The sequence below is a fragment of the Wolbachia endosymbiont of Anopheles demeilloni genome (assembly GCF_018491735.2).
Lineage (GTDB): Bacteria > Pseudomonadota > Alphaproteobacteria > Rickettsiales > Anaplasmataceae > Wolbachia.
The window spans coordinates 1,169,091-1,183,007 of the sequence record NZ_CP084694.1 but is presented as its reverse complement, the minus strand read 5'-3'; the positions used below and the strand labels follow the sequence as shown (position 1 = coordinate 1,183,007).

Annotated in this window: 13 protein-coding genes, 1 other RNA gene and 1 pseudogene; 5 read left to right on the top strand and 10 right to left on the bottom strand. The window is 33.8% G+C overall.

Features of this window, described 5'->3' with window-relative positions; translation table 11 throughout:
• Positions 1–128 precede the first annotated feature (128 nt).
• Complete coding sequence (locus tag JSQ73_RS06340; protein ID WP_234301747.1) at positions 129–377, top strand: hypothetical protein; 249 nt, start codon at positions 129–131, stop codon at positions 375–377.
• 42 nt (positions 378–419) lie between these two features.
• Positions 420–1,091 carry a hypothetical protein gene (locus JSQ73_RS06335; protein ID WP_234301746.1) on the top strand — a complete coding sequence of 224 codons (672 nt, stop codon included), beginning with the start codon at positions 420–422 and terminating at the stop codon, positions 1,089–1,091.
• 50 nt (positions 1,092–1,141) lie between these two features.
• On the opposite strand, the gene JSQ73_RS06330 is transcribed toward JSQ73_RS06335, so the two are convergent.
• On the bottom strand, positions 1,142–3,223 hold the full coding sequence (locus JSQ73_RS06330) for a heme lyase CcmF/NrfE family subunit (protein ID WP_458694698.1): 2,082 nt from the start codon (positions 3,221–3,223) through the stop codon (positions 1,142–1,144).
• 155 nt (positions 3,224–3,378) lie between these two features.
• On the opposite strand from JSQ73_RS06330, the gene JSQ73_RS06325 reads away from it, so the two are divergent.
• Both JSQ73_RS06325 and JSQ73_RS06320 read left to right on the top strand, forming a co-directional pair.
• The gene (locus JSQ73_RS06325; protein WP_234301745.1) at positions 3,379–3,558 is read left to right on the top strand and encodes a hypothetical protein; all 180 of its coding nucleotides are present in this window, start codon (positions 3,379–3,381) and stop codon (positions 3,556–3,558) included.
• A 324-nt stretch (positions 3,559–3,882) separates the two neighbouring features.
• Positions 3,883–4,620, top strand: coding sequence for a hypothetical protein (locus JSQ73_RS06320; protein ID WP_234301744.1), 738 nt, complete (start codon positions 3,883–3,885; stop codon positions 4,618–4,620).
• A gap of 222 nt (positions 4,621–4,842) precedes the next feature.
• On the opposite strand, the gene JSQ73_RS06315 is transcribed toward JSQ73_RS06320, so the two are convergent.
• Positions 4,843–5,199 (bottom strand): JAB domain-containing protein, encoded by a 357-nt coding sequence (locus tag JSQ73_RS06315; RefSeq protein ID WP_234301743.1) that lies wholly within the window; start codon positions 5,197–5,199, stop codon positions 4,843–4,845.
• Between the two features lie 336 nt (positions 5,200–5,535).
• Between JSQ73_RS06315 and JSQ73_RS06310 the strand changes: the two are divergent.
• A pseudogene (locus JSQ73_RS06310) lies at positions 5,536–6,187 on the top strand (IS5 family transposase).
• Positions 6,188–6,250: 63 nt separating this feature from the next.
• Here JSQ73_RS06310 and JSQ73_RS06305 read toward each other — a convergent pair.
• From JSQ73_RS06305 to ssrA, 8 genes are all read right to left on the bottom strand, one after another.
• Complete coding sequence (locus JSQ73_RS06305; RefSeq protein ID WP_234301908.1) at positions 6,251–6,754, bottom strand: DnaJ domain-containing protein; 504 nt, start codon at positions 6,752–6,754, stop codon at positions 6,251–6,253.
• A gap of 324 nt (positions 6,755–7,078) precedes the next feature.
• A complete protein-coding gene (gene ispG / locus JSQ73_RS06300; protein ID WP_214250096.1) occupies positions 7,079–8,359 on the bottom strand; it encodes a flavodoxin-dependent (E)-4-hydroxy-3-methylbut-2-enyl-diphosphate synthase in 1,281 nt (426 codons plus the stop codon).
• A gap of 16 nt (positions 8,360–8,375) precedes the next feature.
• Entirely contained in the window at positions 8,376–9,002 is a 627-nt protein-coding gene (locus tag JSQ73_RS06295; protein ID WP_214250095.1) for a TRP75-related protein, read from the bottom strand.
• Between the two features lie 176 nt (positions 9,003–9,178).
• Entirely contained in the window at positions 9,179–9,673 is a 495-nt protein-coding gene (locus tag JSQ73_RS06290; protein WP_214250094.1) for a hypothetical protein, read from the bottom strand.
• A gap of 191 nt (positions 9,674–9,864) precedes the next feature.
• Positions 9,865–11,973 (bottom strand): FtsK/SpoIIIE family DNA translocase, encoded by a 2,109-nt coding sequence (locus tag JSQ73_RS06285; RefSeq protein WP_214250093.1) that lies wholly within the window; start codon positions 11,971–11,973, stop codon positions 9,865–9,867.
• Complete coding sequence (locus JSQ73_RS06280) at positions 11,974–12,252, bottom strand: YggT family protein (RefSeq protein ID WP_214250092.1); 279 nt, start codon at positions 12,250–12,252, stop codon at positions 11,974–11,976.
• Positions 12,253–12,742: 490 nt separating this feature from the next.
• Complete coding sequence (locus JSQ73_RS06275; protein ID WP_214250091.1) at positions 12,743–13,171, bottom strand: ClpXP protease specificity-enhancing factor SspB; 429 nt, start codon at positions 13,169–13,171, stop codon at positions 12,743–12,745.
• Positions 13,172–13,187: 16 nt separating this feature from the next.
• Positions 13,188–13,522: a transfer-messenger RNA gene (gene ssrA, locus JSQ73_RS06270) on the bottom strand.
• Positions 13,523–13,917 lie beyond the last annotated feature (395 nt).

The window sequence follows — 13,917 nt, the reverse complement described above, 5'->3', positions numbered from 1 at the left end:
GTAAAACCCCAATAGAATTTGCAGTTAATAATCCCAACCTTAATATTAAAGAGTACTTTTTAACTGATGATGTTATTTATGGAACTTTTCGTAAAAAAACACAAGTTGACTATAATGGAAAAAAGTATTTGTGCAAAAGTGTAAATCTATGGGGAGAGGATTTTCTACTAGATGAGCAAGATCCAGATAAATATTTTTGTAAATTAGATGAAGTTCAAGACATAAATCAGCTAAAACAGGTTGTAAATGAAGCTATAAAATCTAGGGTAAGGTTCAATCTTACTTATGAGGGAAATATATATGAAAATACTTATGAGAGTAAGTATAATTTTACAGATTATGTAATAAGAAGAATTAGTGAATTAAAGATTTTTTAAGGTGAAAGGGACATAGAAGTTGCTAGTCGCATAGTATGTAATTTGGTAAAAAGAGGTGCAGTATTTGAAACTCTAAGTAGTATAATTGTAATTGATAAACTAGAGAAGTTTAAAGACCACAAAGCTAATCTTAAAGAAGCACATAAAAGCTATATACATTACTCTCTAAGGTTTTTGGAAGCTGCAAAAAACGCAACTAATGGTAAGGTAAAAGAGGCAAAAATGGACAACTTCACTTTCTACTTGAAATACTCAAAGAATAGTATAGTCGAGGTTGCAAAAATCATAAATGGAACAGATGAAAGCACAGAATTTCGAAGAGATGTGATAGCAATCGGTGAAAGCGAGACAGAAATTTTAACGGAAGGTGGGGTAAGAAATTATACTGACCTTATAGGTAATATAGTACTGACTTTTCATACTGATTTGGGAAAAGTAGATGCTAGATTGTATTCTGATGTCCAAGATGAAGGAAAAATTATAGTAGAAGTGAGTAACAAGGAGGAAATATTGGAAAAGTTTAAAAATTATAAAAAAGAGTTAGGTGAGAACTGCTTGCTTAGTGGTTCTTCTGTCTACGACGCTATTAAGCAGGGATACTTTAAAAGGCCTGAGGAAGTTTTAGAAAAAAATTCCATATATCATGTAAGTTCTTCATTAGAAAATATATCTTTATTTCCTATTGTACAACAGAACATAGAGAAAATTCGCTAGCAAGGTTAGTGTTGCTTAGCTTAAGTTTAAATTGCCAAAAAATGCAAACTTTATGATACTGAAGGAACTACTTTTTTACTAGAAGGCAAAGCAGCAAGGAGCGAACCAAAAGCGATAAGAAAGGATCCAAGCCAGATTATAGACATTCCAGGTTTATATTGCACTTTAGCTGCGATTTTGCTCTTACTCTTATCAATCTCTCCAATTACAACATAAATATCAGAAAATAAATTGTGGTAGATACTGCTTTCAACATTTTTCTGACCTTCCGCAAGGTAAAATCTATATTCAGGAGTTACTTCACCTAATATCTTATTATTCAGCAAATTTCTGATATCCATTGTACCCCTCACTGCATGGAAATTTTTTTCTTTTATTAGCTCAATATTTCGTAAAGTAACTTTAAATTTATTGACTGTTATGCTGTCTCCTATTCCCAAGTAGTTTTCTTTTTTCTCCTGCCAACCAACTGAATAAGATATACCAAGCACTAGAATTGACACTCCAGCATGAGCAAGCATCATTGCATAGTAGGACTTAGAAACTCTTCTTGCTAATAAAATCGATTCACCAAATGCTACCTTAAATAAATAAATTCTTTTACTATATGCTTCTAAAACAAAGATTAATAATGCTATGGAGATGGTAATTGATAGCACAATCATTAGCTCCATGTGAAAGATAAACGGCAAAATAGCTGCAGCACTACAAAATGAAAATCTATATTCACGAAATATTGGCAATAGACTATTTCCCTGCCAACTGCAGTATTGCCCTATCATGGTGAGCACTAGAATAGCTAGTGCAATAGAGTTAAATAAAGAATTGTAATATGGTGCTCCAACTGAAATTAATTCACCGGTTAAATACTCAAGCACTGTAGGGTATAAAGTGCCAACGAACACGATGAAAAAGGCAGTGATGAATAATAAATTGTTCATCAGCATCATCGTAAGGCGTGAAAAGAATCTTCTACCCTCTGTCACTTGAGTAGCAGATTTCTTTTCAGATTTCAATATCGAATACTGGAAAGATGTGTGATTCTTTCTCGTAAACACTACAAATATTACTAAGCTACTGACTGTAATTACACCAAGTAGAGCTAATATATAGAGTCCATATCTTGGGTCATCTGCAAACGTGTGCACTGAGGTAAGTATTCCTGAGCGGACTAGAAATGTTCCAGTCACACTCAATATAAAAGTTGTGAGCGTAAGTAAAATAGCAACATTCCTTAAAGTATTAAAATTTCGTACAACGAGCAACAAATGTGTCAGCGCCACTGCAATTAGCCACGGCATCAAAGAAACGTTTTCCACTGGATCCCAAAACCAAAATCCACTCCAACCGAGTTCACGATATGCCCACCAGCTACCCAAGCTGATGCCCAAAGTGAGCAGCGACCAAGAAATAAGTACCCAAGGCTTGACAATTTTAGCCCAAACATTTCCTTCAGTATTTAAAATTAATCCAGCTATAGAGAGCGAAAAAGGAACGCTAAATCCAAGGTACCCCAAATATAATACCGGTGGATGAATAGCAAGGCCTATATCCTGCAATATCGGATTAAAACCCAGTCCATCTGTTTCAATGCCTGGCATTTTAGTGAAGGGGCTGGATTCAAGTAAAGTGAACAGTAAAAAACAAAAGCAAATCAAGCCTTGGGTGATAAGAGATATTTTTTTTAATTTACTACCATTAGTTCGTTCTGGTGTCATTCCAGTGCTTGACACTGGAATCCAGTTTTTATTACACTGCCATTTGATGTACTCATTTGCAATTAAATTGTCTGGATCCCAGTGTCTGGGCACTGGGATGACAGAAGGTATATAAATATCCATTAGTAATAAATACATGACAAGCACTAAGGTCCAAAGCAACATAGACCCTTCTTTATTTCCCCAAACACCACAAATCTTATAGATCAAAGGTTTTGTTGTGTGTGAGTGGTAATATACGTTTTCAAGTGAGAAATCATTTTTAATGTGGCAGTAGATCAAAATAGCCATTGATGCTGACACACAAAAAAATATGGCAGAGGAGACGAATCGGTAAGAACTAAACGGTAGAAACAAATACGTTAAAGATAACAAACAGGCTACCAATAACAATATATTCCCAAATTCAGGCATAAGATTCATATAATGATATTACTAATAATAAATTGGGAGTTAAAGTTTTAATATAGGAACAAAGTTAATCTTCAATTATATTAATAGTAAGTAAAAATTAAGCATTAAGCTTTTATACTTTATATTATATAATATTAATATTGTGAGGTAATATTATGGGCACAACTAAGATTAGTGAATTTCTATTCAATATAAAAGGTAAAGTGGCAAAACAACATGCTGAACCAATAATTGAAAAAAATCTCTATACTATTTTAGGATTCAAAGATGTAGAAGATTTAGAACATAAGACAAGTAAGTCCGTTAACAAAAAAAAATTGGCAGCTATTTATTGATTGCTTTACAAAAGAAATAGATTATGTAGCAACTAAGCAAGTTGTAAAAAACGTTGTTTGTAATATTGCCAAAAGTGCCCAAGGCAATGCTTTTACTGAAGCTGAAAGCTTAATCTTAAACGAAAAACAAGATAATAAAAAGAGAGAAAGAGCGATTAAAAAGCTACTAATATTTTAAAAAAAATCAATCCAGAAAAAGCCTTCAATGAACTTTCAGTAATAAAAAAACAAGCCGAAGATTTTTTACAAACCGATTTTTATAAGGCGCAGAGCAAACCACTGCCAGGATTTGCTACATCTGGTGCGCAGCTTTTTGCGGAAACTTTGAAATATATAGAAACACTAGAAAAATTATCAGAAGTTAAAAAGGAAGATTTAACTAAGAGTTTCCTATTAAATTATATTAGTTCACTGAACAAAAAGTATCGTAAATCACAAGGTAAAAGGGAAGATGCTATACGAATACTATCAAGCGATGAGTTGAAGAATTTTTATAATAAAGGTGTAGAGGAAGGAATACTACAACCGCTGGTATCACATAAAGAATGCAGAAATCTGTATGATAAAATGAGCCAAACAAAGAATGAATGTATAATCAAAAAAGAAGAGCATGAGAAAGCAAGTAAGTCAATAATCAGTATAATTAGTGACATAAAAAAATGTAGAGAAGCAGTCCTTAATTGCAAAAATTTTCAGAGCTCTTACATAAAGGAAAAAGCAGAACACCCATTTAGAGGCACCTCATGTCAAAAAATGATTGATATATATCAAGAGAGAATTGCTGGATATCAGGAAAAAATTCGTCAAAACCTAAACCAAATAAGAGCAATATTAAAAGATACGCCGCAAGATGTGGAAGAATTTAAGGAAATAATCAATTGTGTGCATGAAGCAGAGCAGTATGATGAAATTTTTGATTCGGCTTTAATTTGTTTACCGAACATACAGAATAAGCTAGATATTCAACCAGAAAATCCCCTAACAGAACTCAGAGCTTCACAAATTAACGTTGAAATTGAGCTAACTAGGCTCTGTGAACAAAATATTAGAGTAAGCATGTGAGTGCTTCAACAAAATTCAAAAAATCAATAAAGACCTCATAAGTCTTATCAAAACAGGAGATTTCTAATAGTGGAAAATACCATGTATTTCTTTCAATTTGCCACTATTACGCCACCTAAATCACACATTGTCTTCCAGAAGGAAAATTTTTGTTCCACTGGCAACCACCTCATGTATATCTTTATTTCCATAATAAGAAAAATGGTAAAAGCAATTTTAGATCTACTCTAATAAAAGCCTATTTTCCTTGAAACTAAAATAGCTACTAAATGTGATAATAATATGATTTATTAATTCTATTTCTATGCTTTTGCAAGCTTCTGCAAGCTGTCTGGTGAGAAACATATCGCTACTTGAAGGTTGTATATCTCCACTTGGGTGATTATGGGATATTACAATGGATGTTGAGCCAATCAAAAGAGCGCGTCTTATGATCTCTCTAACGTAAATAGGAGTTTGATCTACTGTACCAAAGTTCTGCAGATCTTCCGCTATTAGACGATATCTTTTATTCATATAGATGACGCGAAAATTTTCTTTATTAAGGCTTCCTATACTTACTTTTAAATAATCAAGCAAATTTTCCCAGTTATTGATTATAGGTAGGTCCTTTACTTCTTCTCGTGCAGAACGAACAAAAGCCTGTTTAACACAAAAGATAGCAGAGCTGCATTACTAACTCCTTTGATATTCTGCAGTGCTTCTAAATCGGCATTAAAAACCTTATTTAAACTATCAAAATTTTCTATCAAACTCTTTGCTACTGGCTTTACATCAATTCTACTATATGCTGAATATAAAATGTGTTCTAAAATCTCATAATCAAGTAATGATTGTCCCTTATCTAAAATAATTCTCTCTAAGAGCCTGTACGTGATCTCAAAAAAGGGATAGAATGAGAGGATAAAGTAGGATATGGGAAGTTTATATCCAAGTGATATAAGTCGAGGAAAGTTTGAGATTATTGTAGCAGATCTGAAGTCTTGCAGGAAGAGGACAAAGCCAAGAACACTTGATTTATATGATGTATTTTGTGGAGTATTATACGTCTTAAAAAGTAGCTGCCAGTGGAGAATGTTACCAAAAGAGTTTCCAAAATGGAGGAGTTGTTACGACTATTTTAAGAAGTGGAGTAAAAAAGCAGATGCAAATAAAGAAAATGTTCTGGAGCTGGTATTAAAAAAAATAGTTGGCGTGGTCCGACAAAACAATGGTCGGAAAGAAAAAACCATCTTCTGCATAATTGATGCACAAAGCGTAAAAAATGCAGATACTGCTGAAGAAAAAGGCTATGATGCAGGCAAAAAGGTTTCAGGAATAAAACGTCATATTGCGGTAGATACGCAAGGTTTACCCCACGCAATTTATATAACAACGGCAGAAATAACTGATCGTAGTAGCGCTGTGAGAGTGGTTAAAAATGCTAAAGAAAACCTATGTTGAGAGATCTTCTTTTGCCTGGTTGCAAAAATGTAGGCGACTTTGGAAAAATTGCGAGCGGAAACTCAACACTAGCCTGCAAATGGTCGTTCTTGCTTTCGCTGCTTTGCTTCTGAAAAGATTATGAATAGGATCTAACATATTAGGATTAGTACCATATTTCAAAAGTATTTCCATAGTATGGTCATCATCACAAAAAAAACGCTTTAAACAACGGATTTTTACCATTTCTATCTAACATATTAGGATCAGCACCATTTTCTAAAAGAAGTTTCAAAATACTATAATTTCTTGAATCTTTAGCTTGCATTAAAGAAATAGATAATGGAAAGTAAATACAAATAAGTTCTTCATTGATGTAATCACCAAATCTTCCATCTTTACTGCTTTTGAATTTGGAAAAAAGCTTTTCAAGAAACTTTATATCCTTATTATATAGAGCTCTACTTAAGTAAAACCTCAAATCTTCAGGCAAATTAATTCCATTTAAATTTCCGTCAGTTAGATTTGTCACCCCTTCTATATTTTCCTTAGTGAGAAATTCATATGCATTACCTAGCTTTTTAAATTTCTCCTCATTTTGTTTCTTTACAGCTTCTGAATATTTATCAGGATGATATTTCAAGGCTAATTTTCTATACGCTGATTTAATTTCTTGTTCACTGGGCGCATCTCTTGATTCAAAACCTAAGATTTTTAAAGCTTACTTTCTACTTACAATAAATTCCCCACTGAAATATGTTAAATTAAACGTAACCCAAAATTTCAAAAAGTAAAGCTTTTATGTCAAATTTTATCTATTTCATAACTGTACAAATATTGTAGATCAGGAAATTTTAGTCCTTGATACTGGAATAACATCTCTATATTACTCCGGGCCAATCTAAATATTAAGAAATTTACCATATAAAAAAAGGCAAAAGAAACCCTATTATCTATTTTTTAAATTTATGTTCTTTATTGTCTCATTTGACGTTCACTAAACAGAATATAGTCTAAGTACAAACTTGTGAAAGGCTTATGTGTAATGCTTCTCCACATAATCACTAATAATTTCCTTAAATTCTTCAAAAATATTATCACCTTGTAAAGTTTTGAAATATTTGCCGTCTTTGTAGACTGCTGAAACAGGTTTTTCTCCATACCCAGGCAGGCTGATCCCCAGATTTGCATGTTTGCTCTCTCCAGGACCATTTACTATGCATCCCATAACAGCAATTTTCATATACTCTACACCAGGATTCTTTTTCTTCCATACCGGCATATGAGTTTTTATGTAGCCATTTACTTCCTTAGTTAATATACGAAAACGATCGCTACTTGTGCGTCCACAACCAGGACATGAACTCACCTGAGGGTTAAAGTAGCACAAACCTATAGACTGCAGTATTTCCTGACATAATATCACCTCATTAGTGCGTGATTCACCAGGGCGCTGAGTTAAAGAAGCCCGGATAGTGTCTCCAATACCATTTTGCAATAAATAAGTAAGCCCTGCTGTGGTGTTTACTACGCCTTTGTTACCCATACCAGCTTCGGTTAAACCCAAATGCAGCGCATAATTGGAAGATTTTGCAAGTGCCGTATAAACTAAAATTAAATCCTGCACTCTACTGACTTTACATGAAATGATTATTTTCTCTGCATTAAGGCCAATCTTTTCAGCTTTTTTTGCACTACCAAGAGCAGACATTACAAGCGTCTTACGTAATATAACATCAGAAGTTTTTGGATTACTAGACAAGGAGTTTTCATCCATTAATTTTTGTGAAAGGTACTTATCAAGACTACCCCAATTTACTCCAATTCTGACAGGAAGATCATGCGTTATTGCATACTCTATAATTTTTTCAAATTTTTCATCACGTTTATCACCAAAGCCTATATTACCTGGATTTATCCTAATTTTACCCAGAATTTTAATGTTGTCTGGATAATCCTGAATCAGCCTGTAGAGCTCATATTGTCCACAGCCTACTAATATCTTACCATCAAAGCCTTCTTTATTTATTTCCTCTACTATATAAGGTATTGCTTTTGCTACTTCCTCTGAGTTCAAAGCAATTCGCACCAATTCTGAACCTGCATGCGCTAGTTCTATTACTTCTTTTGCATATTTCTGAGCACTGCTTTTTATGTTGTCAGAATCTATATGTGCACCAAGTGCCATGGATTGAACAACTATAGGATTATTTCCACCTATCTTCACTTGTCCAACTTTTACAGTATGAGTTTTATGCCTTAAAACCGGCGATGACTCATATGCATCATCACTCAATGTCAGGTCTCTATCTAGCATATTATTAATCGTGACACTATTTTACTGTGTCAACTACACTGCCAAATGAACTTGAACCATTTAAACTATGCTGTGGTGTTATATTTAGATCAGTAATAGAATTATGAGAGCACGTTCTTCTTGATGGACTTTCTTTTATAGTAACATTTATAGGGGAAACTTTTTTTTCTCGTGTTGAAGTAACTTTTTTCCCTTTTTGTTGTTCACTTTTATGCTGCTTACTTTCATACTGAGAAACTGGCTCTTGATCTATAAATACAGCACCCTTTAAACGTGCAAGATTAATACCATGCTGATTGATCATAGCATCCTCCCCATCTTCAACTATGCAAGCTCCCACGTTGTTTAGCTCGTTATCAAGGCTAGCAATTTTTTTTTCTTTTAATTTTTTGATTAGATCTTCTTTATTTATAGCTAGATCTTGTAACTTTTTTTTCTTGAGGAGCTCCCTACGCTTCTCATACAGTTTATATGACTCAGCAAAATCCTCGTCTGCATGAAAGTTTGCACCACCAGGGTTACCAGGAGGTATGTACCTCTTACTGAACTTTACCTTAGACTTCGCTTCAACATTATGTACAGTAAAGAAACTAGAAACCAAAAGTATTAATATAAATAAAACTTTAGAAAAGATCTTAAGCATACTATAGTGAATATTGTGCTTTAAAAGATACCAATTAACAAACTTCAAGTAAATCAGAATCTCTACCAACTTTATAATACAAACATCTTTCTAAAAAATTTACTACCAAAACCTACATAATCTAAAGGAAATTTAAGGTGTTACAAATTTTATGTAACACCCTTTCAAGAAGAGCATTACACTCTTCCTTGCTGTAAGTTATTCTTCAGTTTTTCGGTATCATTCACATTATTAAACTTTCCGCTTGGCATATCTTGAGACAAGTCGTTTTTCTTCTCTTTATCAAGCTTAACTCCCTGATAGATACAGAATGCAACAAAATTAGTTACAGCTATTGCAGCAACAGCACTGACTATGGCACAAGTTAGTATTGCTTGTTCTTGTCCCCCTACCATTTCTGAAAATGTTTCTACTTTTTCTTCTAAGCCTGTAAATTTTTCTTGCAAGCCACTTAAGTGCTCTTGCATAGCTTGAAACTGCTCAGTACCAATCTTGTCTTCTAATGCACCAAAAACTTTTTCAAACTGCTCAACATCTATCTTTTGAGCTTCTTGCCACTCTTTTAATGCACTAAATACCTCTTCAAACTTTTTAGCATCAATATTTTGACTTTCCTGCAATGCTGTTACATCCGATTTATCAAACCCGAATACAAATTTGGTTATAACCATTTTTAACCCCCTAGCTAATTAATATATTACTATTGTACGTTTTTAGTAGTTAATTTAGTATTAAACACTATACAACTGGGATCCAATAAGAAATATCTGGATTCCAGCGTCATGCGCTGGAACTTTTGAATTCCAGTTATGCAAGAGATCTATTGATCTTAGAAATAACTTTCCTTGGCTTAAGTTAGCGATTATTCTACCAATATCTCTCTCTTTCCTGAGTAACTCGGAGCACTGACAATACCTTCTTTCTCCATTCTTTCAACAATATTTGCAGCTCTGTTATAGCCTATTCTAAGTTGCCTTTGAATGTAACTAGTTGAAACCTTTTGATCTCTCTGAATGATGGCCACTGCTTGCTTGTATAGATCGTTCTCTTCATCTTCTGTTTCACCTTCTGATTCCGCGAAAGAATTTTCATCTTCTTGAGTGATTTCCTCCATGTAGTTTGGCTTACCTTGCGTTTTTAGATAATCAACTATATTTTGCACCTCATCATCACTTACAAATGGACCGTGAACTCGAATAATCTTACCACCAGAGGCCATATAAAGCATATCACCCATACCGAGCAATTGTTCAGCCCCTTGTTCACCAAGTATTGTACGGCTATCTATCTTAGAAGTAACAGCAAAACTAATTCTCGTTGGAAAGTTTGCTTTTATCACACCTGTTATCACATCTACAGATGGGCGTTGTGTTGCCATTATGATGTGTATTCCTGCAGCACGAGCCATCTGAGCTAAACGTTGAATAGAGCATTCTATATCTTTGCCAGCAACAAGCATTAAATCTGCCATTTCATCTACAATCACCACAATATACGGAAATGTCTCCATTTTAATCGGTATTTTTTCAAACAAAGGTTTACCAGTTGTTGAGTTAAAGCCAATCTGTACAACACGTTCCAATTCTATTCCGCTATTCATCGCTTCTGTAATTTTTTGATTATAGTTTATTACATTCCGCACATTTAAATATGACATCATACGATAGCGATTTTCCATCTCTTTCACGATCCACTTAAGAGCAATAACAGCTTTTTTTGGCTCTGTTACCACTGGTGTTATTAGATGCGGTATTGAATCATATATTGAAAGCTCAAGCATTTTTGGATCGATCATTATCATCTTGCATTCATCAGGACTTAGTCGATAAACAAGCGACAGAATCATCGTGTTAATTGCAACCGACTTACCTGACCCTGTAGTTCCGGCAACAAGCAAGTGGGGCATTTTAGTCAGATCTGCAATAACTGGTTTTCCGCTTATTTCCTTGCCAAGCGCAATTGGAAGATTTAAGTTTGCATTTTGGTATTCTGGCGATTCAAGTAAATCACGCAGCATCACAATCTCTCGCTCCTTGTTTGGCAATTCTATTCCCATGGCATTTTGTCCACGAATTATTGAAATACGTGCAGAAAGTGCACTCATTGAACGTGCAATATCATCTGCAAGACCAATCACTCTTGCAGATTTTGTACCTGCTTGTGGTTCAAGTTTGTATAAAGTCACAACCGGTCCATAACATACACTTATAATTTTTCCTTGCACGCCAAAATCACTCAGCACCTGTTCGAGCAAAGATAAATTCTTATTGCTCTCTAATGCATTCAACTGTTTTCTCTGCATAGATTCTTCTACTTTGGAAAGTAAGTGAATGCTTGGAAACTCAAACTCGCTAGAAGGTGGTTGAAAAATCTCTTCGGTAGCTTTTTTCTGTCTTTCTTTTGGTTGTTGTCTAGTGGTTCTATATTTTCCCTCTATTACTAATGGTGCTATTGAATAATCAGTAGTTTTACGTAACCTGAAAAACAAAACCTTTGTAAAAAGGGAAAATATTTTTTTACATAGGAAAAGCAAAGAATAAACCGTTCTCTTCCAACCAACCAACCCTACAACACCTATTGATGCTACTACTGTGAATATGTAAAACGGGCAGTGGCCAATTAGAGTATTGCCGACTATTCCACCATGCATGTACCTAGTAGTGATACCGAGCGAAAGTTGCGCTAATGTAGCACATATTCCTAAATTGATTAATATTAAATAGAGAATTTTCAGCAGCCTTTTTGATATCAAAAAATAAACTATGGTTGTAGCTATTGTAATACTAGCGAGTCCAAGAAATTGAACCAATATATCAGCTAAATATGAACCTACCACTCCGCCCAAATTTGTTACTTCCTGATTTGTAGCTGTATTTAAGGATGGATCTTGATAATTATAGCTAAAAACAGATATATATATATACATTAAGAGTAACAGGTATATCGCTGATTTTAGCTGTTTTTTTAACATCTACTTAAAGTAATAAGTAATTGTATATTTTACAAAGTGAATTGCTATTATCAATATCATCACGGATAAATCTAATCCATTGAATGGTTGTATATACCTTCTGATAACCTTTAGTGGAGGATAAGTTAGTCTGTTTAAAGTTTGCATTATGCTGCTTACAATCTCATTATACATGTTAACTACATTCAATTTAATCAACAAATCGAGAGCAACTGAGCATATTAGAACGAAGCTGTAAAGATCAAGTAACAAGTTAAGTAAGTATATGATTGGATGCATATTACTAATTTATACTAAAGTCTATTATGTGTAGTGATATGTATAAAATCAAGCCCCACAATAATTTTTATGCTGAAATAGGTGTAAACAATAAGCTATAAGATATTATACCCTTTGATTCCACGTGAATAAAAAACTTATTGATAAATTAACGGAGAGATATGTACTGTATGAATAGCTTTTTGATCATGTTTATTACATGCAGGATAAGTGTTCAGGTACGTATGAAACCAGCGCTTCTTTTCTTGTCACCTCTTGTTACCTAAATAGCCTCTTTTCAAGTAGCCCCTTTGTTGTCATCCCAGTGCCCAGACACTGGGATCCAGATTGGCACTAAGTTGGTAAACATGAAAGCGCTTTACAACGTTTTTTATGTGAAAGCCAATGTCAGCTACTCAAATGATACCATTTGTTATAAACCCACTTTTACTCTATGGTCTTGTCGATATCCTGAACAGATACAATATTTTTTATTTATAAAATGAAGTAACTACTTATCGTAAAGTTGATCTATAGATATAATACTACCATTTGATGACTTTTCAGCACATTTCTCACTTTCATATTCTTTATCAGAATCAACGCTAAAGACTAAAGTATCTTCTGAAATTTTATCATGAAACTCACTAATAGCAAAAAACGGTACAGTGACTTGTTCTTGTTTTCCACGAAAGCTCAAACTGACGCTAAACTTATCCTCAAGAACTTTTAGACTATAAAATTGGTGCTGTAATATAATAAGCATTTGAGTAGGATATGATTCTTTCAAGTAGTCTGGTATGACAACACCATTAAATCGCGTAAAAAACAGTATCTCTAAGTGAGGAGTAAAAACATTATCTAATATAGTATTCAAAGCCTTTTTGATAACTTGAAATTTAGCATAACTAAGCGACTTCTGATAATCTGTTTTATCCATATAACCCTTACATATTTGGGGGAACTTCTTTTACCCGGCGTTCCCTAAACCGTGCTTATAGCAATGAAGTTATAGTGCCTAAATTAAGCAGCTAATGCAACATTGTCTTCAGCAGCAAAGTTATCGTTTGCATCTAAATTGTGAACTCTTAGCGGTGGTATCTAACCGAGCAAAGCTACCATCTTTACTATGCATGTCTATCCTTACTCGCCCCCGTATCAATCAAAAAATATGGTGGAGGCGCCGAGTACTGCCCTCGGGTCCAATACACCTATTACAAGGTAATTTTATTGCCATAGTACAAAAATGTACATCTTTATTATACAGTATTATTGAATAAATGTCAAGTTGTTGAACGTAAAATCGGTTGTAAGCTAAAAAACTAATATAAAAATTACTTCGCCTATTTATCTAATCTCAGTATAACCAAAGTAGAGGTATTTTTAGAGCTCAAAATCTATCTTCGTCTGCAGACTTTTTTATCACATAATCAAACTCAGTAAAGAATGTAGCGTATCTTCTTCAGCGAAAATGGGTGCACAAATATGCTTAATCTCTGTCGTATGTGCGTTACATTTTTTCTGAATCTTTTCTACGATGAGAATAAATTTAGCTCTTTTTGCAGCTGTATATATTTTAATTAGCAATAAAATAGACATAAGGTTTCTATAGCACAAATGCTTTTGATAAAAGCTTTTTAAGCGTCTAGTTCTATTTCTTATGTTAAAGAGATTATTAACTTATTA

Excerpts from the sequence above, each read along its gene's own strand:
- JSQ73_RS06330 (WP_458694698.1), bottom strand. The coding sequence starts at position 3,223 with ATGCCTGAATTTGGGAATATATTGTTATTGGTAGCCTGTTTGTTATCT.
- JSQ73_RS06325 (WP_234301745.1), top strand. The coding sequence starts at position 3,379 with ATGGGCACAACTAAGATTAGTGAATTTCTATTCAATATAAAAGGTAAA.
- ispG (WP_214250096.1), bottom strand. The coding sequence starts at position 8,359 with ATGCTAGATAGAGACCTGACATTGAGTGATGATGCATATGAGTCATCG.
- JSQ73_RS06295 (WP_214250095.1), bottom strand. The coding sequence starts at position 9,002 with ATGCTTAAGATCTTTTCTAAAGTTTTATTTATATTAATACTTTTGGTT.
- JSQ73_RS06290 (WP_214250094.1), bottom strand. The coding sequence starts at position 9,673 with ATGGTTATAACCAAATTTGTATTCGGGTTTGATAAATCGGATGTAACA.
- JSQ73_RS06285 (WP_214250093.1), bottom strand. The coding sequence starts at position 11,973 with ATGTTAAAAAAACAGCTAAAATCAGCGATATACCTGTTACTCTTAATG.
- JSQ73_RS06280 (WP_214250092.1), bottom strand. The coding sequence starts at position 12,252 with ATGCATCCAATCATATACTTACTTAACTTGTTACTTGATCTTTACAGC.
- JSQ73_RS06275 (WP_214250091.1), bottom strand. The coding sequence starts at position 13,171 with ATGGATAAAACAGATTATCAGAAGTCGCTTAGTTATGCTAAATTTCAA.